Source organism: Phytoactinopolyspora halophila, from assembly GCF_003287285.1.
Classification (GTDB): domain Bacteria; phylum Actinomycetota; class Actinomycetes; order Jiangellales; family Jiangellaceae; genus Phytoactinopolyspora_A; species Phytoactinopolyspora_A halophila.
Genome location: NZ_QMIG01000001.1, coordinates 133,978 through 153,478 on the forward strand (window position 1 = coordinate 133,978; position 19,501 = coordinate 153,478).

Below are 19,501 nucleotides of genomic sequence, written 5' to 3' on the forward strand. Positions count from 1 at the left end.
CCGATACCCATCGACGAAGGGATGTCCGCATGGCACACGCACACTCCTTCTCCCGCCACTACGTCATCGCCGTCGCGATCGCGGTCACCGCCCTGGTCACCGCGCTCGTCACGGTCCCCGCAGGGAAGGCACACGCGCAGCCGGATCCGTCGAACTTCCGCCTGGAACGCGCCGACACCGATCCGGACCTGCTCGACGGACTACGAGACGAGCTGGGCACCGTATCCGTCTCCCAGGTCCTCGACTCCGCCAACCGCACGGCGCGGGCGTGCTATCCCCAGGTCCGGCACCGCACCGCGTCGTTCTGCTGGAACTCCGGAGACAGCTCGGTCGACTACTGGATGCCACAAGGCATCACGACCACCGGGGACGCCACCGCCTCAGGTGAGTGGGAAGGCCGGGAAGCCTTGCTCAGCTCCTGGTACGACAAGGAGAGCGGCCGGGACATGGGTGTGCGGATATCGTTCGTCGACATGTCCGACCGGTCCACTCCCGACTACCGGCACGTCTTGCTGGTCGAGCCCGAGTGGCAGAACGGCGAGCCGTCGTTCCGACGGGTGAACGCGCACGCGGGCGGCATCTCCTGGTATGGCGACCAGCTCTACGTGAACAACACGTTCAACGGGCTGCGCGTGTTCAACATGACCGACCTGATGCGGGTATCCACCGGTGACGGTTCGGCGATCGGCCGCCAGCCTGACGGCAGCTATCACGCCCACAACTACCTGTACGTACTCCCCCAGGAGGCCCACTACGTGCCCAGCACGACGGGCGGCGCGGACCGGTTCCGGTACTCGCAGACGTCACTCGACCGCACGACCAGCCCGCACAGCCTCGTCACCAGCGAGTACGGCTACCCCGGCACCGACACCCGCATAGTCCGATTCAACCTGAACGAGGACACGCACCACATCGCCGAGGACTCCGACGGCTACGCCCGCGGCGACTGGGCCTACGAGGTGGGCATCCGCAGCATGCAAGGCGCCGTATCGGTCAACGGCAAGTTCCACATCCACCGCAGCAACGGCAGCTCGACCCGTGGCGATGTCTTCACCTGGCGGCCCGGCAATTGGGCCACCGAATACACCGGAGCGGTTCCGATCGGACCGGAAGACGTGACGTACTGGTCACACCACGGCGAGATCTGGTCACAGACCGAGTACCCAGACAAGCGCTACGTCTACGCTTCCCGAGAATCCTCCTGGTAGACGCGCGTTCCCGGCCATCGGCGTCCGGACCCGCCTTCGCACAACCGGCGTATCGGGCGACACCACGGGGCGACCCTCGTGCCGCCCGATACGCCGTGAACAGCCTATTCGCGCGGTGAGATCTCGAGTTCGACGTCGACGGTCAGCTCCTGCTCCTGCTCCGTTCCACCTTGTTCCACGTTCATCCGCATCCGCGTCGTGGCCTCGCTGGTGCCCGACACGGCAATGGGCAGGCTCAGGCTGCCACCGTTGCGACCCGTACCGTGTCCCTCACCCTCGATGATCTCGACCGAGGCAGATCCTTCCTGGACGGTGGCCGGGACGATCTGCTGGTCGATGCCGACCTCAAGTTCGTAGTCGTCACCATCGAACTCGGCCAGCCGGTACGTGGTGAAGTTGCACGTGGTGACCCCATCGATCTCCACCGAGCTCGCCGCTTCCCACGCGGCGCCGACGCCGACCGGCTCGGCCGGCAGCGGGATAGTCAACTGGGCCAGCTGCTGTTCGAGCTGATCGACCATCTCGGACATGGCCGGGTCCAGGTCTCCCTCATCGATTCCACCGTCGACGAACGCGCCGCTGCGCGTGGTCGTGACCGAACCGGAGACACCGACCAGCGAATCGAGTACACGTTGCACCGCCGGATCGCCGCCCGGGGTTTCCCCATAGTCATAGACGAATGACATCGCGATCTCGTCGTCACCGACCTCGTCAACGGTCAGCTCCATTCCCAGCAGCATCGGTGGAACCGGGCTGGCCGGAACCCGATCGCCGTCCACCTCGGCCGAGATCTCCGTTGTCGTCCGCATGTCGAGTGTGGCGGTGTCTCCAGCTGTTGGCGAGTGCTCCATGATCTCGTGTGGCTCGGCGCCGGGTTCGGTGACCGTCACTTCTGGAGGGCCAGCACAGTCGTCGGCGCTGACCGCAGGATCGTCATCACAGGCAGCCAGCACGAGCACCAGAACCGCGGACGAGAAATACCCCGTGATGTCACGCACGTGTCCTCTTCCTGATTGATTTCGAGTCGATTTGGGCAAGATCGACCCTAGCCGATCTTTCTCCCAGAGCAGCAGGACACAGAGCAACGGCCTCCGTAGCATTCGCATAACAGCGTCTGGCATAGTTAGCCGCGGTCGTAGACCGTCCGGCGACATATTGTGCGGTCCGCGACCGCTTTCTTAGTTTCATCAACATTGCAACATTGGGAGTTCATGCACATGAGCCGCACGAAGAAGATCACTGTCCTGCTGGGTTCCACGGCACTGGCACTGTCGCTCACGGCCTGTGGCGGCGGCGACGAGTACTGCGACCTGATCGAAGAGTACGAGGCAAACGCCAGCTCCATGGAGGACATGGCCGATCAGGATGCTGCCGTCGACATGGCCGAAGAGACCCGTGCCATCGCTGATGCCGCGCCCGATGACATCGCCGAGGACTGGAACACGGTTGCTGATGCGATGGACAAACTGGCGAACTTCGATCCGGAAGACGCCGACATGGAAGACCCGGATTCGATGGGTCCATTGGAGAACCTCGATGAGCTCGAGCAAGCCGGTACGAACGTCGAGGAGCATGTCCAAGACAACTGTGATGTATCGCTCAACTAGTCATCTAGCACGCCGTCGACGAGTTTCGACGACGATGCCACTGCCCTGAGTTTGCCCGGCAGCGAGACTCCGAGCCCCGGCACATCGACGACCACCAGTACGGGTGGGACGGTCCGCGTGCCGGGGCTTCGTCGTCTGGGGACCACCGCACCGCATTTGCGCCCCTGAAGTGCGAAAATGCGAGTTATCCACAAATTGAGAAGTGCCCGTCGACGAGCCATCCACCCGCCCGTAGGCTTGCGGCCATGAAGCCGCGAACGGAGATGGAGCGGAAGGTCCGCCAACTCGATCACGATGTCCACGAGATCTACGAGATGCTCGGCACGATCACAAGCACGCAGCAACAACATTCAGCTCAACTCGAGACGTTAAGCACCAATGTCGAAGGTCTCGGTGAGCGTCTCAATGGGGTTGATCAACGGCTCGACGGAATCGACCAGCGCCTCGACAGCGTCGACCAGCGCCTCGACGGCGTCGACCAACGCCTCGACGGCGTCGACCAACGCCTCGACGGCGTCGACCAACGCTTCGACGGCGTCGACCAACGCTTCGACGGCGTCGACCAACGCCTAGACGGCATGAACGCGAAGCTCGGCGAGGTCCTGGACTTGTTGCGCCCCGCTTCAGATCCTGACGCCAGCTGACGAGCGAGCCCGTAACGCGGCACGCATCGTGATCTGGGTCAGTCGTGCCGCGCGAACTCGTGGTGGACGTGACCCCGCGGCTCGACTTGGAACGTGCTGTGTTCGATGTCGAAATGGCCGGCGAGACATTCGTGCAGGCCGTCGAGGATCGACTCGTTCCCGCACTCGGCCAGCCTGACCTCGTCGACCACGATGTGAGCCGACAGCACCGGAACGCCGCTGGTGATCGTCCACGCATGCAGATCGTGCACTTCGACGACGCCGGGAAGTTCGACCATGTGCTGGCGCACTTCCTCCAGATCGACGCCCTTCGGTGTTGCCTCCAAGAGCACGTTCAGAACGTCACGGAGCAGCATCCAGGCCCGAGGCAAGATCATCACACCGATCGCGATCGATGCGATTGCATCCGCCCGGACGAACCCGGTCGCCAGGATCACCAGCGCCGCCACCACAACGGCAAGCGAGCCGAGCATGTCGCCCAGCACTTCGAGATAGGCGCCACGCACGTTCAGGCTCTCCTTCTGCCCGCGACGCAGGACGGCCAGCGACACCGCATTGCCTGTCAATCCGACAACGGCCGTGCCGAGCATCAGCCCGCCGTGGATCTCGCCGGGTTCGAACAGGCGCTGAAATCCACCGATCACGACGAGCACAGCAACGATGCCCACCACTAGGGCATTCGTCATCGCCCCGAGGATCTCCACCCGTTGCAGCCCGAAAGTTCGCTTGGTGTTGGCTGGCCGGGCTGCAATGAAGGTGGCAAGCAATGCGACGGCGACACCCGTCGCGTCGGTGAGACTGTGTGCGGCATCGGCGAGGAGAGCCATGGAGCCGGAGAGCCACGCCCCGACTGCCTGCGCCAGCATGATGGACGCGATGATTCCCAGCACCAATGCCATGCGTTTGCGATAGGCATATGCTGCGGTGCCCGAGGCTGGAGCACCGTGCGTGTGCCCGTGGCCACCTCCCATCAGTGCGCCCTCACAGACGTCTCCTCGGCGCTTCGAGTTGGCTCGCAGCCACCGACAGGTCCCGCACGGTGATGCTCCGGGCACAGGGAGACCGGCGAACCGGTCGCTGCCAGCACCGTCTCCGCCGTCGCCAGCAACTCCCATAGCTCCGGTACAGCTACCGCGTAGTACGTCGACCGGCCATGTGGGTGAGCCTCGACGAGCCCAGCCGAACGCAGGCACGCCAGGTGCGCCGAAACTGTCGATTGCGCCAGGCCCAGTTCGTCGGTCAGGTCGACGACTCGCCGTTCACGGTCGGACAGGAGCTTGATGATCTCCAGGCGTGCCGAGTCGGACAAGCTGTGAAACAGCAACACCGCAGCATGATGCGCCGCACGGGGCCTCGCCTCGACCGGATCCACCATCGGCGGATCGCCCGTGACACTCTCCCCTGGCACGGCGTCCGCGAACAGCTTATTCATCGTCATGTGACGATGATAGCGCTTCATAACGATGAATTCACACCACACTCACGGCCCTGCCCGCCACTCAGTGAGCGCCGCTTCGCACCCGGCCACCCGCATCCCCTGGCCGAACCGGGGGTCTACAGGTTGCCGCGCCGCTCCTGCTCGCGTTCGATCGACTCGAAGAGCGCCTTGAAATTCCCCTTGCCGAACCCGAGTGACCCGTGCCGTTCGATCAGTTCGAAGAACATCGTCGGGCGATCACCGATCGGTTTGGTGAAGATCTGCAACAGGTAGCCGTCCTCGTCGCGATCCACCAGGATGCCGCGCTTCTTCAACTCCTCGATGGGAACGCGCACCTCACCGATCCGGGCCCGAAGCTCGGGATCGTCGTAATACGCATTCGGCGTCGCCAAGAAGTCCACGCCTTCGGCACGCATCGCGTCGACGGTGCGCAGGATGTCATTGGTCGCAAGCGCGATGTGCTGGCACCCGGGTGAACCGTAGTACTCGAGATACTCGTCGATCTGCGACCTCTTCCGGCCGAGCGCGGGCTCGTTGAGCGGGAACTTCACCCGGTGATTGCCATTGGACACCACCTTCGACATCAGCGCCGAGTACTCGGTGGAAATGTCATCGCCAACGAACTCGGCCATGTTCGCGAAGCCCATGACCTTGCGGTACCAGTCGACCCAGTAATCCATCTGCCCGAGTTCGACGTTGCCCACACAGTGATCGATCGCCTGGAACAACCGCTTGGGCGCGCCCTCGCGCTTGACGTACGTCGACGTCCGGGGAACGTAACCGGGAAGGTACGGGCCAGCATAGCAAGACCGATCCACCAGCGTATGCCGCGTGACGCCGTAGGTCGCGATGGCCGCCATGCGTACCGTGCCGTTCTCGTCGGACACGTCGTGCGGCTCTTCGAGAATCGTCGCACCCTGGTTGCGGGCATGTTCGATGCAGGCGTCGACGTCACGCACCTCCAGCGCGAGATCCACCACGCCGTCTCCGTGCTCCCGGTGATGATCCAGCAGCGGGCTGCTGGGCGAGACCCCGCCCTTGAGCACGAACCTGGCTGATCCACTGCGCAGGACGAAAGCCTTGTGGTCGCGGTTGCCGGTCTCCGGGCCGGAGTACGCCACCAACTCCATACCCATGGCCGACTGGTAGAAGTGTGCCGCCTGGGTAGCATTGCCGACGGCGAAGACCACCGCATCCATGGCCGTCACCGGGAACGGGTCGTTGCTCTCGTCGTACTCGACCAATCCGACGAGCTGTTTCATCTGTTCAAGATCGAGTTCAGCCGCACGTTCCTCCGGCGTCAATGCCCGGGGCGAATGATCAGTGGTCATCATGGGAGCCTCCAGCGTCGTCCGTCGGTCTGCGCACGATCAGTCCGTGCACGGCCTCATGGCCTGGACTGTGCCGTGGCGATGTGAGGTGCGCAAGTGTCCCGCAAACAGCTGAACATGATGCACATTCTGGGCACAATAGTCGGAGACGAACTAAGCAATATGTCTAGCCACGAAGAGGCCTCCATGATCGACCCGCTCGACGCCCGGATCATCGAACTGTTCACCCACGAGCCTCGGGTGGGTGTCCTCGAAGCTTCACGACGGCTCGGCGTGGCGCGTGCCACTGTGCAGTCCCGGCTGGACAAGCTCACGGCGTCCGGCGTCATCCGGTCGTTCGCCCCCACCATCGACCCGCACGCGCTCGGTTACCAGATCACCGCTTTCGCCTTCCTGGACATCCGGCAGGGAGCGCGCGAATCCGTTGCCACCCATCTCGACCGCATCCCAGAGGTGCTGGAGGTGCACACCATCACCGGCCAGGCGGATCTCGTTTGCCGAATCGTTGCTCGGGACAATGACGACCTGCAACGCGTCATCGACGATCTCGTGGGAGACGCCGACATCGTCCGAACGTCCACCGTCATCGCCCTGTCCACCGTCGTCGGGCCTCGCGTGTTGCCACTGATCCGTTCCAGCGGCCGATGACGACGCCCGCGGCGGCCGCTTCCCGAAGTACGGACCCTGGTTGTCACAACCGGGGTAGGTCGGTGTTGAATGTGTGAAGTGTCCAGACGAACTTCGGGCGGCACACTGGCCGCGTTCCTCATTCTGGCGGCGATCATCGGCTTTGCCGGCGGTGCCTACCTCGGCACGCAGTCGGGAGAAGGGGGCGCCAACGCCGCACCCGGCACGTCTGCCGAGACGGGCTCGCAGGACGGCACTGGCAACGATGGCAGCGACACCGGTGACGGCAACGACGACGGCACAGACGAGGACGTCGAGAACGAGGGCGCCGAGGACGGGGACGCCGAGAACGAAGACGAGGAACAAGACTCGGAGATCTCGCTGAACTTCGAGAAGACGTCGATCTCACCGGACGAGGAAGTCGCTTACGAAGGACGGATCGAGTCCGGAGAGGAAGGGGTCAGGCTGCAACTCCAGCGCAGCGTGGATGGCGGGGAATGGGAAGACTTTCCCGTAGACCCCCGCTCGACCGGCCCGGACGGAGGGTTCAGCGGCACCGCCCTGTCGAGCCGCGAGGGAGAGAACCGCTTCCGCATGGTCGGCGTCGACGACGAGTCCCTCGTCTCCGAGGTCGTGACCGTCACCATCGGCTGATCTCCGGTCCTCTCCGATCGCGCGCTGATGCCGGGTGGACACCTCGACATATCGCCGTGATCAGTCACGCGACCCGAGTGGAGCGCCGACGGCGACGTTGGGCGAGATGAAGGTCCACCCTTCCTCTTCCACCACGGGTGGCGTGTACCCATCGGCGACCAATATTGCGGCCGACGCCCGATACGTCTGGTACAGGGCGGGGCCGCCGCGCATACCGAGAGCCTCCACCCCTGTGCACCCCATGATCCAATCGCCCTCGACCACATCCACGATCAGGCAGACGTTTCTGTCCTCGGTGATGCCCGCCCAGAATCGGGCATCGTCGGACTCCCCGACGGCCCGCACGGTCTCGGCAACCAGATCATCATCGAACGCGGCGAACCTTTCACTGTCGCGGATCTCGTCCGGCAGCTCGTCACTCGGCTGCTGCGGCTCGTCGAAGACGCTCATGTACTCGCCCGGTTCCACATCGCCGCGATCGGCGACCGCAGTGTCCTCCGGAGCCGCACTGTCGTCCGGAGCCGTCGGCCACACCCACGATCCGGCACCGGCCACGATGGCGACCGCGACCAGAACGCCACCCAGCCACAGCCGCGTCCGCCGCCGGAGGCGGGCCTCGCCGCGGCGCACCACGTCGGCGACGTCGAGCGCTTCTGGAGGGGCTGTACGGTCATCTGCAGCTCGCAGCTTCTCGATCACGTCATTCATGATCATTCCACTCCTTCCGCATGCCGTCCGGATGCGGATTCGCCGGGTCCGGCGTCGTCGTTCGAGGTCAGTGTCTGCCGAAGGCGGGTGAGGGCATCGTGGGATTGGCGCTTTACCGTGCCAGGGGCGATGCGCAAGATCTGGGCAACCTCACCCACCGGGCGATCCTCCACGAAGCGCAGCACGACGATGGCCCGCTGCTTCGCGCTCAATCCGCGCAACGCCTGCGCCAGGTCGAGCCGGTCGGCAGCACCGGCAACGGCGTCAGCAGCGTCCGGGCGAGCGGCACGCTCCGGCACGGAGTCCCTGGTTCGTTCCCATCTCCGCCACGGCCGCCGGGTCTCGTCGATGGCCTGCCGCGCCACGACGGTTCGCGCGTAGGCACCCGGATCGTGCGCGTCGTGCACCCGGGGCCAGGCAACATACAACCGCTCCAGGGCGGCTTGCACCACGTCGTCGGCGCGCTGCCATTCCCCGCAGATGCCGTAGGCAAACCGGCGCAATCGGGTAAGTTCAGCCGCCACCAGCTCGGTGAACGACTCCTTCAGCTCCTCCCGCATGGACACCGCCCGTCAACGCACTCCTGCTCGCATTCGCTGCCTTCCACGATCTCGCCTCACCCCGTCGCACGGTCGGCGTCGCACTGTCACGAGGAGGACGTCTGACGGCCGCTCGTCGGTTGTGTCCGGAGCCGATCTTCTTCAGGGGCAAGGCGTAAGGTGTGCGGTACGTGCTGATGCCAGGCGACAGCAGCCGTTCCCCACACCCGTCGTCGAGACCTCGAGGTGGAGCGTCCATGAAGAAGCTGATCAACTCCCCGGACACGGTCATTACCGACGCCCTGCGCGGCATGTCCGCAGCGCATCCCGGCCTGACTGTCGATGTCGAGAACCGCGTCATCTCCCGTGCTCAACGCGCGAGCGACAAGGTCGGGCTGGTCTCCGGTGGAGGTTCGGGACACGAGCCGCTGCACGGCGGGTACGTCGGCCATGGCATGCTCGACGCCGCCGTGCCCGGCGAGATCTACACGTCGCCGGTACCCGACCAGATCATCGCCGCCACGAAGGCTGCGAACGCTGACCGAGGCGTGCTTCATATCGTGAAGAACTACACCGGAGATGTGCTCAACTTCCAGATGGCCGCGGAGCTCGCGGAGGACGAGGGCATCGACGTCGTGTCGGTGATCATGAACGACGACGTCGCCGTCGAGGATTCCACCCACACGGCGGGACGACGCGGCACGGGCGCGACGATCGTGGCCGAGAAGGTTGCCGGCGCTGCAGCGGAGGAGGGCGCAGACCTGGAAACGGTGGCTCGGATCGCCACCGAGGTGAACGAGCGCTCGCGCTCCTTCGGAATCGCACTGCACGCCGGCACCGTGCCCTCCGCTGGCAGGCCCGGATTCGAGCTCGCTGACGACGAGGTCGAGCTCGGGGTCGGCATTCACGGCGAGCCCGGACGGGAGCGCGGCACGTTCGGCCCTGCTCGCGACCTGGTGTCATATGCCCTGGACGCCATTCACGCCGATCTCTCGATCTCCGACGAGGTTCTCCTCATCCTGAACGGCCAGGGGGCCACGCCATTGATCGAACTCTACGGCGCGTTCGCCGAGGCCAGCGCATGGCTCGGCGGCCACGGCGCCGCCATGGTCCGCAGCCTGGTCGGCAACTACATCACCAGCCTCGATCAGGCCGGGTTCTCGATCACCGTCACATCGCTCACCGACGAGCTCAGACGGCTGTGGGATGCACCTGTCAGTACGCCGGCGCTGCGGTGGGGGGTCTGATCGTGAATCTGGACGCGACAACGGCGCGCGCGTGGATCGTCCGCGTTGCCGAGCTCATCCATGCCAACGAGCAACGCCTAACCGACCTGGACGCCACCATCGGCGACGGCGACCACGGCGCCAATATGCAGCGGGGTGTGGCCGCCGCGGTGGCGTCGCTGGAGGAGCAGGAGCCGGAGGACGCCGGCAAGGTCCTCAACTCGACCGGACGAGAGCTGATCAGCAAGACCGGCGGCGCGTCGGGGCCGCTCTACGGGACCGGCTTCCGGCGGGCCGGCAAGGAACTGGGCGATGAGGTCGACGTCCAGGCGGTCGCCCGCGCGCTCGAAGCCATGTTGCGAAGTATCGAGGAACTCGGGGGCGCCACCCAGGAAGAGAAGACGATCGTCGACGCCCTGGCTCCGGCAGTCGCGGCATTCCAGGAGACGTCCGGACAGGGCGGTGACCTCCACGCCGCCGCCTCGGCCGCGGCCGAGGCCGCCGAACGTGGAGCTGCGGCGACGATACCGTTACAAGCACGCAAGGGACGCGCCAGCTACCTCGGTGAACGCAGCATCGGCCACGAGGATCCCGGCGCCGCGTCCACCGCGCTCATCATCCGCGCACTCGCCGATGTGACGGCCCCATGAGCGTGGGAATCGTCCTGGTCTCGCACAGCCCCGCGCTCGCGTCGGCCACCGTCGAAATGGCTCGTACGCTCGCCGGACCCGGGGTGTCGATAGCACCGGCCGGTGGAACTGCGGACGGCGAGGTCGGCACGAGCATCGACGTGATCCGCAACGCCATCGCGGACGCGGACGCCGGCCGCGGCGTCGTGGTCCTCATGGACATGGGCAGCTCCGTCCTCACTGCCAAGACGCTGCTCGAGGACCTCGAGGACGGCGAGCCCCAGCTGCGCCTCGCCGACGCCCCCTTCGTGGAGGGCACGGTGGCAGCAGCTGTCCTGGCATCGACCGGTGCCGAGCTGGAATCGGTCGCCCGAAGTGCGGAAGAAGCGTGGAGCATGCGCAAGCTGTGAGGTGGCGAGCCCGTCCCTCGTTGGGCCGCCACCTCCGGGGGACGGTCAGTCGTCGTCACCTGGGCGCATCTTTTCCCACTTCTCCTTGCACGCGGGGCAGACCGGGTACTTCTCCGGATCCCTGCTGGGCACCCAGACCTTGCCACACAGCGCGATCACTGGCGTGCCGTTGATCATCGCCTCGGCCAGCTTGTCCTTGGGCACGTAGTGCGAGAACCGCTCACGATCACCATCTTCGGGACGCGTGTCGGTGCGCGGTTCCTCGATGGTTTCGGTTCCAGGGCTCATCTGCGTGTTCACCCTTCCCAGTCTACGCATCCTCCGATGCGGTCACGTGCGAAGCTGATTCGCCAGCGGACACTGGAACGGATCCCGGGCGGCGAGTCCCACCCGATTGAGATACGCCACGACGTTTCCGAATGCCTCGAACAGGCCCACCTCTGTGTATCGGATGCCATGCTCCGCGCAGTGCGCACGGACGATGTGGCGGACCCGGCGAAGATTGGGACGGGCCATGTTCGGGAAGAGGTGGTGCTCGATCTGACGGTTCAAGCCACCCATCGCGATATCCATGAACCAACCACCCCGGATGTTGCGGGACGTCAGCACCTGACGCTGCAGGAAATCGACCTTCTCGTCGTGCCCGACGATACGCATGCCGATGTGGTTAGTCGCGAACGAGGCACCCAGGCACAGGCCGAACAGCGCCATCTGGATGCCCAAAAAGGCGGCGGCCTTACCCGCAGGAAGGAAGATGAAGAGTACCGCCAGGTACCCGCCGAGCCGGAGGGTGATGAACGACGCCTCCCACCAGCGATGTGTCATGTTTTTGCGCTGGAACAACGTCTGGATACTGGCGACGTGCAGGGCCAATCCCTCGAGCAGGAGCAGGGGAAAGAAGTAGTACCCCTGCCGGCTCGTCAATTTGGACCCGAGGCTGCCCCTGCTCTGCGCCGCAGAGGGGGTGAAAGCGAATGCCCCCGGATTGATGTCCGGGTCGGCGCCCTCCTTGTTGGGATTGCCATGATGCCGGTTGTGCTTGGACATCCACCACCCATAGCTCAGACCGGTGAACAGGCCCGATATCACGCGTGAAGTCCATGCGTTCCACCGGTGGGACGCGAAGATCTGCCGGTGCGCGGCGTCGTGCCCGAGGAAGCCGAACTGGGCGAGAATCACTCCTAGGGCGGCAGCGAGCAGAAGCTGGAACCACGAGTTACCGAGGAATCCGAAACCCACCCAGATCGCAGCGAATCCGAGCACGGTCCCAATGATCATGGTCCAGTAGTACCCGTAACGTCGTTCGAGCAAGCCAAGAGATCGTACTCGTCGGGAGAGCTCGGCGTACGCGCTAACGTGGCGTTCCTGCCGGGTGCCCGCCGCCGAGCTGGCGCGTGTTTCGTGGGCTGGCTGAGATTCCACATACCCGTGCGAATCGGCATGCGAGGTGGTCATGTGAAGTTCACCTTTGATCGCTCGAAACAATCCTTCGAACGCTGAATGTCAAGAGACCTGCTTGCCAGGCGCAGGAAACTACGGCACTTGCGTCACGAGGGGATGTGCTGCATGTGGCCCTGTTTCTGCCACGTCCTCCGGATTGGCGCTGGCCCGTCTCGGTTGAATCGCCATCCAATCATGCGCCTCAACATTCAGAATATCCGAAAGGTCCGCCCCATCGCACAAACACGGGCCGGCTACCCGCACGCACGAGGTCCGCTTTGCCACATGACCAATGACGACCGGCACCCGGACTGTCGCGCCGACATGAGCGTACATACCATTTACTCATGACGCCGACGCCGGAGCCCTCCACCCCGACCACCGGCATCCTCGGCTCCACCTACCGAAAGCTGACGATGGGCATCGTTGCCACGGTCTCGTTCATTGCATTCGAGGCGATGGCGGTGGCCACGGCCATGCCCAAGGCCGTACCCGACCTCGACGGCATGGAGCTGTACGCCTTCGCGTTCTCCAGCTTCTTCACGACAAGCCTGCTCGCCCTCGTCGTCTCCGGCGAGATCTGCGACCGGCGCGGCCCCAAGCTGCCCATCCTCATCGGCGCCACGACATTCGCGGCCGGCCTCCTGCTCGCCGGTGGCGCGCGGGCCATGTGGCCGTTCCTCGCCGGCCGGGCCACCCAGGGTTTCGGAGCCGGCATGGTGATCGTCGCGCTCTACGTCACCGTCGGCCGTTCCTACGACGAGCACCGGCGACCCCGCGTGTTCGCCGCCATGTCCGCCGCATGGGTGCTGCCATCCATCGTCGGACCACTGGTCGCCGGATTGCTCGCCGACCACGCGTCGTGGCGATGGGTCTTTCTCGGGCTCGCCCCGTTCGTCCTGCTCCCGATCACCCTGATGCTTCCGTCGGTCCGCGCCATCGACGGGCCACCCGCGTCCGGACCCGTCATCAGGAAACGACGGGTGCCGCTCGCCTTTGCTGCCGCCCTGGCTATGGGCCTGCTGCAATATGCCGGAACCCGCGCGGACGTTCTCGCGCTGGTGTTGTGCGGCGTCGCCGCCGTCCTCTTGATACCCAGCGTTCCCAAGCTGCTGCCCATCGGCGCCCTCCGGCTGAGACGGGGGTTACCCACCGTCGTCGTCATGCGCGGGATTCTCGCCGGATCGTTCTTCGGTGCCGAAGCGTTCCTGCCCCTGATACTCGTCGCCGAGCGCGGCCTTTCCTCGACGCTTGCCGGCCTGTCGCTCACCGGAGGCGCGCTGGGCTGGGTCCTGGGAGCGTGGTACCAGGGCAGGTCCACGACGAGCGTGCCACGCCACCTCCTCGTCCGGGTCGGTTGCGGTATCGTCGCCACCGCGATCGCCTGCCTCGCCCTGATACTCATCCCGTTCGTGCCCGCAGCCACGGCGGCCGTCGTGTGGACTCTCGGCGCCGTGGGGATGGGCATGGCGATGGCCAGTGTCAGCGTCCTGCTGTTCCAGCTATCTCCACCGGAGGAGCACGGGACGAACTCGGCAGCCCTGCAGATGTGCGACAACCTCGGAACCATCACCTTCGTCGGCCTCGCCGGCGCCATCTTCGGCTCCGCGCACAGCGTCGAGCACACGGCCGCACCGCAGGCGACGACAGGGGCGTCGACGTGGACCTATCTGGTGATCCTCGGCATCATGGCCGCGCTGGCCGCATTCGGGTCCTGGGCTGCCGGGAGGGTCCGGCCGCAGGCGGCACACCACGACGGCCCGGCCACCACCGCCACATCGGCGGCTCCGCACGTCGGTTCTTGACCTGTCGGTGCCGGCGGCTAAGGTCGTTGACGCGCCCGGTTCGCTGGATCGCGGGACCTCGCCGATGACGCAGCGGGTCGGGCCTTGCTGTGTCCGGAGCCGACCGATATCGGGAGCCGTGTGAGTACCTCCGCCGCCGAACATCTGCCTCCGGCCTATCCCGCCCGCGCGCCGTGGGGTACGGCAGGACGCCTGCGCGCCTGGCAGCAGGCAGCACTCGACGACTATCTCTCCCGAGCACCCAAGGACTACCTGGCCGTCGCGACACCCGGGGCGGGGAAGACCACGTTCGCCTTGCGCGTCGCCGCCGAGCTGCTCGCGGCCCGGGTGGTTCACCAGCTCACCATCGTCACCCCGACCGAACACCTCAAGCGCCAGTGGGCCGACGCCGCCGACCGCGTGGGCATCACCGTCGACCCCGCGTTCTCCGGGAAGAAGGCGCGGACCAGCCGGGACTACACGGGGGTGGCCGTCACATACGCGGGTGTGGCGTCGCACCCGATGCTGCACCGCGCTCGCTGCGAGAACCGCCGCACGCTTGTGGTCCTCGACGAGGTACACCATGCTGGGGACTCGCTGTCCTGGGGCGACGCGGTACGAGAGGCCTTCGATCCCGCCACCCGGCGGCTGTCACTCACCGGGACACCGTTCCGCACCGACATCAATCCCATCCCGTTCGTCACCTACGTTCCCGACGACGACGGCCTGCAGCACAGCGCCGCAGATTACACGTACGGATATGCCGACGCGCTGCGCGACGGTGTGGTGCGGCCGGTGCTGTTCATGGCCTACTCCGGCGAGATGCGCTGGCGCACCCGGGCGGGCGACGAGGTCGCCGCCCAGCTCGGCGAGCCACTCACCAAAGACCAGACGGCACAGGCGTGGCGCACCGCCCTGGATCCCGAGGGTGATTGGATTCCCGCCGTGCTGCGCTCGGCGGACACTCGCCTGACTGAGGTACGCCGGCACGTGCCCGACGCCGGTGGGCTGGTGATCGCCACCGACCAGGAACACGCTCGCGCGTACGGGCGTCTGCTCGCCCGGATCAGCGGGGAGCGCCCCACCATCGTGCTGTCCGACGAGCCCCGGGCCTCGAAGAAGATCGCCGAGTTCGCGAAGAACCACGATCGTTGGATGGTGGCGGTGCGGATGGTGTCCGAAGGCGTGGACATTCCACGGCTCGCCGTCGGGGTGTACGCCACCGCCACCCAGACACCGCTCTTCTTCGCCCAGGCGGTCGGCCGGTTCGTGCGCGCGCGCAAGCGCGGGGAAACTGCCTCCATCTTCCTTCCCACGGTGCCGTCCCTCCTCTCCTTCGCCAACGAGATGGAGACCTCGCGAGAGCACGTGCTCGGCAAGACGACCTCACCCGACGACGATCCCGGCGCCGCGGAAGAGGAACTGATCGCTGCCGCGCAGCGGGAAGAGAGCGGCCCGGAGGAGGCCGCATCGTTCGAAGCGCTCGGCTCCGACGCGTCGTTCGACCGCGTGCTCTACGACGGCGGCGAGTTCGGCACGCAGGCCCAGGCCGGATCCGCCGAGGAGGCGGACTACCTCGGCATTCCCGGATTGCTGGAGCCCCACCAGGTGTCCGCGCTGCTGCGCCGCCGACAAGCCGAGCAGCAGGCCGAGCGCGCCCGGGACAAGGCATCCGGAACCGGCGATGCCGACCGCGGCGACCCCGCGGAGTCCACGCAAGGTGGCGGCCACGAGGAGACCAAACGCAGCGTCCCCGAACACGAGCGGATCGCGATGCTGCGCCGCGAGCTCAACGGGCTCGTCGGCGCGTGGCACCACCGGACCGGAAAGCCGCACGGCGTCATCCATACCGAGCTGCGCAAGACCTGCGGCGGGCCTCCGGCCGCGCAGGCCACGGCAGACGAGATCCAGGAACGAATCGACACCATCCGGGCCTGGGCCAGCACGCACCGCTGACGTGGGGCCACCCTCACTTCTTGGGCCTGCGGAACGTCCAGGATGGCGTCTCGGGCGCTGGACGTTCCGCGGGCCCAAGAAGTCGCGAGCTAGTTCAGGCTCGGGTCTTCGGGGAAGGTGGACACGAGAGCGAGATCGCCACCTTCACGATGCAGCACGGTGCGCCACAGCTCCGTCGCATCCGCCCGGAACGCGTCGCCCGGTTGCGCGTCCAGCACGTACCAGGAGCCCTCGTCGATCTCGCTCTCCAGCTGGTCCGGCGACCAACCGGCGTATCCCGAGAACACCCGCAGCCCGCTCACACCCTGCTCGACCACTTCCACCGGGGTGTCGAGATCGACGAGCCCGACCTGGGGCGTGATCCGGCGCACTCCCAAAGGCTCGGACTCGGCGTCGACGAAGACGAGGGCGAGCGCGCTTTCCGGACTGACCGGGCCACCGTCGAAGATGACGGCGGGATCCGAGGCGACGTGCGTCCATTCCGGAAGCATGCTGTCCACCGGCACGTCGGTGGGACGATTCACGACGACGCCGAGGGCGCCGTCGTCGTCATGAGAGAGCATGAGGATGACCGCTCTGTCGAACGCTGATTCGCGTAGCAGCGGAGTGGCCACTAGCAGGTGGCCGACCAGGGAAACCGGCATGGCGTCTGGGGATTCCTATACAGGGACAGCGGGGATCTCGCCCGTCTCATCCGCGACCTTGCGGATCGTCTCCACGCTCTCACGTACCGCCGTGGCGACGGTCTCGGCGATACCCGGGTGGAAGACGCTCGGGATGATATACGCCGGGTTGATCTCCTCGTCACCCACGGTGCCCGCCAGCGCCCTTGCTGCGGCGATGAGCATCTCCGGCGTGACGCTCCTGCTGTGCGCGTCGAGGAGCCCGCGGAAGACTCCCGGAAACGCCAGGACGTTGTTGATCTGGTTGGGGTAGTCGCTGCGCCCGGTCGCCACGACCGTGGCGTGCCGGGCGGCTTCCTGTGGCTGGATCTCGGGCTCGGGGTTCGCCAGCGCGAAGACGATAGCGTCGTCGGCCATGCTCTCGACATCGGCGGCCGTAAGAATGTTCGGCGCCGACACGCCGATGAACACGTCCGCACCGGCCACGGCGTCGCGCAACGTGCCCGTGACCCCGCGTGGGTTGCTGTGCTCCAGGTACCACGTGGGGATCTCCTCCAGTTCGGCACGCTCGGGATGGATCACGCCGTTGACGTCCGCGGCGACGAGATCCCGCACGCCAGCCGAGTACAACAACTGAGCGATGGCGTGTCCGGCTGCTCCGGCACCGGCCATGGCGATACGGATCGAACCGATGTCCTTACCGACCACCTTCAACGCGTTGATCAGCGACGCCAGCACGACGATGGCGGTGCCGTGCTGATCGTCGTGGAAGACGGGGATGTCCAGCACCGTACGCAGCCTCGCCTCGATCTCGAAGCAACGTGGCGCCGAGATATCTTCGAGGTTGATACCGGCGAACGTGGGAGCGAGACACCGCACGATCTCGACGATCGTGTCGGTATCTTGCGTTCCCAGGCAGATGGGGAAGGCGTCGATGTCCGCGAACCGCTTGAACAGGGCCGCCTTGCCCTCCATGACCGGCAACGCGGCCGTCGCACCGACATTGCCCAGACCGAGCACGGCCGAACCGTCGGTGACCACCGCGACCGCGTTTCGTTTGATGGTCAACCGGCGAGCATCTTCCGGGTTGGCCACGATCGCCTGCGAGACGCGCGCGACGCCGGGCGTGTAGATCAGCGAGAGATCGTCCCGGTTGCGGATCGGCACCTTCGATTTCACCTCGATCTTGCCGCCGAGGTGGACGAGGAACGTGCGGTCGCTCACCTTGCCGATGACGACTCCTGGCACCGACCGCAGCGCCGCAACAAGTTCGTCCGCGTGCACCGATGAAGTCGCCGCACACGTGACGTCGACCTGGATTCGATCATGCCCCGAGGCCGTCACGTCCAGTGCGGTCACCAGCCCGCTTGCTTCTTCCACGGCCGCCGTCAGGGAGCTGACCGCCGAACTGCCGGCTGGCACCTCGAGCCGGACCGTGATCGAGTACGACACGCTGGGAACAGTGGTCACGAACACGAACTCCTTCGTTGCCGGTGTTCTTCGGTCACCGGCACGACCGCCCAATTCCTCACCGTAGAGGATCGTCCCACGGAACTCTGTCTCGCGGCCATCGAGGGATAGATCCTGCCGCGACCGGCCGCGTCCTGCCGCATCCCATACACCTCACATCACCCTGCGGGCAGCGGCGAGCCCGTGCCGGATCCGCACACGCATTAGGGTGGCCTCGTGGCCGAGGAAAGCATCATTGTCGCCGGTGAAGTCGTCGTCGACCTGATCGCCGAACCGGGCGGTCGCTACCGGCCCGTTCCAGGCGGGTCACCGGCGAACGTCGCCGTGGGCCTCTCCCGGCTCGGCGCCCGCACGCAGCTGCTCGCCCGGCTGGGCTCGGGCGCGTTCCACCGGCTGGTCCACGAGCACCTACGAGGCAACGGGGTGCTGCTCGACTATGCGGTCGACGCCGACGAGCCACAGACACTGGCGGTCGTGTCGGTCGACGACGCCGGCCACGCCAGGTACGACTTCTACGCCGACGGCACCGCCGACTGGCAGTGGAGCCCGGACGAGCTTCCCGACCCGCTACCGGACGGAACGCTCGCACTGTGCACCGGATCGATCGCCGCCGCACGCCAACCCGGCTCACCCGCGCTGCTCCAGCTGCTTCGCCGCGAGCACGAACGGGCCCGGGCGAGCATCGTGCTCGACCCGAACATCCGGCCCCGCCTGCTCGACGAACCCCGGTCCACGAGAGCGTACTGGAACACGCTGATCGAGCTCGCCGACATCGTCAAGGTCAGTGACGAGGACCTCGCCTGGCTGGATCCCGGATTCGAGACCGAGGAAACCGTGCGGGACTGGGCCGACCGCGGCCCCGCACTGGTGGTCGCGACCCGCGGGGACGCCGGTGTCTTCGCCGTGACCAGCGAGGGCGTCGAGGTCTCGGTGCCCGCTCCGGCGGTGGAGGTGGTCGACACCGTCGGTGCGGGCGATGCGTTCACCTCCGGCCTTCTCGATGGGTTGCGGCTGGCGGATCTCCTGGGGGCTGCCGGACGCGGGGCGTTGACCAAGATCTCGGCGCACCAGCTCGAACACATCCTGGAACGCGCCATTGAGGTCGCGGCGCTCACCTGCACCAGACAAGGAGCGGACCCGCCAGCGGCATCGGAGCTCGAACGGACCGGGCCCGCATAACCGGATATCCGAGCGACGGCTCGGCTCG

The 19,501-nt window shown here is 66.2% G+C and carries 21 protein-coding genes; 11 read left to right on the top strand and 10 right to left on the bottom strand.

Going from position 1 to position 19,501, the window contains the following annotated elements; all coding sequences use genetic code 11:
* Positions 1-29: 29 nt before the first annotated feature.
* A complete protein-coding gene (locus DPM12_RS00600; protein ID WP_112256214.1) occupies positions 30-1,208 on the top strand; it encodes a hypothetical protein in 1,179 nt (392 codons plus the stop codon).
* Between the two features lie 104 nt (positions 1,209-1,312).
* On the opposite strand, the gene DPM12_RS00605 is transcribed toward DPM12_RS00600, so the two are convergent.
* The gene (locus DPM12_RS00605; protein ID WP_112256216.1) at positions 1,313-2,206 is read right to left on the bottom strand and encodes a hypothetical protein; all 894 of its coding nucleotides are present in this window, start codon (positions 2,204-2,206) and stop codon (positions 1,313-1,315) included.
* A gap of 219 nt (positions 2,207-2,425) precedes the next feature.
* On the opposite strand from DPM12_RS00605, the gene DPM12_RS00610 reads away from it, so the two are divergent.
* The gene (locus DPM12_RS00610) at positions 2,426-2,815 is read left to right on the top strand and encodes a hypothetical protein (protein ID WP_112256218.1); all 390 of its coding nucleotides are present in this window, start codon (positions 2,426-2,428) and stop codon (positions 2,813-2,815) included.
* Positions 2,816-3,060: 245 nt separating this feature from the next.
* Positions 3,061-3,459: a hypothetical protein gene (locus tag DPM12_RS23000; RefSeq protein ID WP_158542640.1), complete on the top strand. Its 399-nt coding sequence runs from the start codon at positions 3,061-3,063 to the stop codon at positions 3,457-3,459.
* A gap of 38 nt (positions 3,460-3,497) precedes the next feature.
* Here the strand turns inward: DPM12_RS23000 and DPM12_RS00620 are convergent, their stop codons facing one another.
* The 3 genes from DPM12_RS00620 to hppD all read right to left on the bottom strand — a co-directional run bounded on the left by DPM12_RS00620 (position 3,498) and on the right by hppD (position 6,231).
* Positions 3,498-4,358, bottom strand: coding sequence for a cation diffusion facilitator family transporter (locus tag DPM12_RS00620; RefSeq protein WP_211658147.1), 861 nt, complete (start codon positions 4,356-4,358; stop codon positions 3,498-3,500).
* A 71-nt stretch (positions 4,359-4,429) separates the two neighbouring features.
* Positions 4,430-4,834, bottom strand: a complete 405-nt coding sequence (locus tag DPM12_RS00625) for an ArsR/SmtB family transcription factor (RefSeq protein ID WP_112256653.1) — start codon at positions 4,832-4,834, stop codon at positions 4,430-4,432.
* 179 nt (positions 4,835-5,013) lie between these two features.
* A complete protein-coding gene (hppD, locus tag DPM12_RS00630; RefSeq protein ID WP_211658151.1) occupies positions 5,014-6,231 on the bottom strand; it encodes a 4-hydroxyphenylpyruvate dioxygenase in 1,218 nt (405 codons plus the stop codon).
* A 159-nt stretch (positions 6,232-6,390) separates the two neighbouring features.
* On the opposite strand from hppD, the gene DPM12_RS00635 reads away from it, so the two are divergent.
* On the top strand, positions 6,391-6,876 hold the full coding sequence (locus DPM12_RS00635; protein ID WP_245951168.1) for an Lrp/AsnC family transcriptional regulator: 486 nt from the start codon (positions 6,391-6,393) through the stop codon (positions 6,874-6,876).
* Positions 6,877-6,954: 78 nt separating this feature from the next.
* Positions 6,955-7,509, top strand: a complete 555-nt coding sequence (locus DPM12_RS00640) for a hypothetical protein (protein WP_112256227.1) — start codon at positions 6,955-6,957, stop codon at positions 7,507-7,509.
* A gap of 60 nt (positions 7,510-7,569) precedes the next feature.
* Here the strand turns inward: DPM12_RS00640 and DPM12_RS00645 are convergent, their stop codons facing one another.
* Positions 7,570-8,217, bottom strand: coding sequence for a hypothetical protein (locus tag DPM12_RS00645; RefSeq protein WP_123788379.1), 648 nt, complete (start codon positions 8,215-8,217; stop codon positions 7,570-7,572).
* A 2-nt stretch (positions 8,218-8,219) separates the two neighbouring features.
* On the bottom strand, positions 8,220-8,777 hold the full coding sequence (locus DPM12_RS00650) for an RNA polymerase sigma factor (RefSeq protein ID WP_112256231.1): 558 nt from the start codon (positions 8,775-8,777) through the stop codon (positions 8,220-8,222).
* Between the two features lie 236 nt (positions 8,778-9,013).
* Here DPM12_RS00650 and dhaK point away from each other — a divergent pair, with 236 nt between their 5' ends.
* Genes dhaK through dhaM form a run of 3 tightly spaced genes read left to right on the top strand, consistent with a single transcriptional unit; the run spans position 9,014 to position 11,021 of the window.
* Positions 9,014-10,003: a dihydroxyacetone kinase subunit DhaK gene (gene dhaK / locus DPM12_RS00655; RefSeq protein WP_112256233.1), complete on the top strand. Its 990-nt coding sequence runs from the start codon at positions 9,014-9,016 to the stop codon at positions 10,001-10,003.
* 2 nt (positions 10,004-10,005) lie between these two features.
* Positions 10,006-10,632 carry a dihydroxyacetone kinase subunit DhaL gene (gene dhaL / locus DPM12_RS00660; protein ID WP_211658152.1) on the top strand — a complete coding sequence of 209 codons (627 nt, stop codon included), beginning with the start codon at positions 10,006-10,008 and terminating at the stop codon, positions 10,630-10,632.
* A complete protein-coding gene (gene dhaM / locus DPM12_RS00665; RefSeq protein ID WP_112256235.1) occupies positions 10,629-11,021 on the top strand; it encodes a dihydroxyacetone kinase phosphoryl donor subunit DhaM in 393 nt (130 codons plus the stop codon). The genes dhaL and dhaM overlap by 4 nt, the downstream gene beginning before the upstream one ends.
* A gap of 45 nt (positions 11,022-11,066) precedes the next feature.
* Here dhaM and DPM12_RS00670 read toward each other — a convergent pair whose 3' ends face one another.
* Complete coding sequence (locus DPM12_RS00670) at positions 11,067-11,321, bottom strand: DUF3039 domain-containing protein (RefSeq protein ID WP_112256237.1); 255 nt, start codon at positions 11,319-11,321, stop codon at positions 11,067-11,069.
* A 30-nt stretch (positions 11,322-11,351) separates the two neighbouring features.
* On the bottom strand, positions 11,352-12,476 hold the full coding sequence (locus DPM12_RS00675; RefSeq protein ID WP_112256239.1) for a fatty acid desaturase family protein: 1,125 nt from the start codon (positions 12,474-12,476) through the stop codon (positions 11,352-11,354).
* 332 nt (positions 12,477-12,808) lie between these two features.
* On the opposite strand from DPM12_RS00675, the gene DPM12_RS00680 reads away from it, so the two are divergent.
* Together DPM12_RS00680 and DPM12_RS00685 are read left to right on the top strand one after the other, a co-directional pair.
* A complete protein-coding gene (locus DPM12_RS00680; RefSeq protein ID WP_112256241.1) occupies positions 12,809-14,266 on the top strand; it encodes an MFS transporter in 1,458 nt (485 codons plus the stop codon).
* Between the two features lie 120 nt (positions 14,267-14,386).
* The gene (locus tag DPM12_RS00685) at positions 14,387-16,201 is read left to right on the top strand and encodes a DEAD/DEAH box helicase (protein ID WP_112256243.1); all 1,815 of its coding nucleotides are present in this window, start codon (positions 14,387-14,389) and stop codon (positions 16,199-16,201) included.
* 89 nt (positions 16,202-16,290) lie between these two features.
* On the opposite strand, the gene DPM12_RS00690 is transcribed toward DPM12_RS00685, so the two are convergent.
* A complete protein-coding gene (locus tag DPM12_RS00690; protein ID WP_112256244.1) occupies positions 16,291-16,845 on the bottom strand; it encodes a YqgE/AlgH family protein in 555 nt (184 codons plus the stop codon).
* A 15-nt stretch (positions 16,846-16,860) separates the two neighbouring features.
* Complete coding sequence (locus DPM12_RS00695; RefSeq protein ID WP_112256656.1) at positions 16,861-18,294, bottom strand: NAD-dependent malic enzyme; 1,434 nt, start codon at positions 18,292-18,294, stop codon at positions 16,861-16,863.
* A 216-nt stretch (positions 18,295-18,510) separates the two neighbouring features.
* On the opposite strand from DPM12_RS00695, the gene DPM12_RS00700 reads away from it, so the two are divergent.
* Entirely contained in the window at positions 18,511-19,473 is a 963-nt protein-coding gene (locus DPM12_RS00700) for a carbohydrate kinase family protein (RefSeq protein WP_112256246.1), read from the top strand.
* The last annotated feature ends 28 nt before the right edge of the window (positions 19,474-19,501 follow it).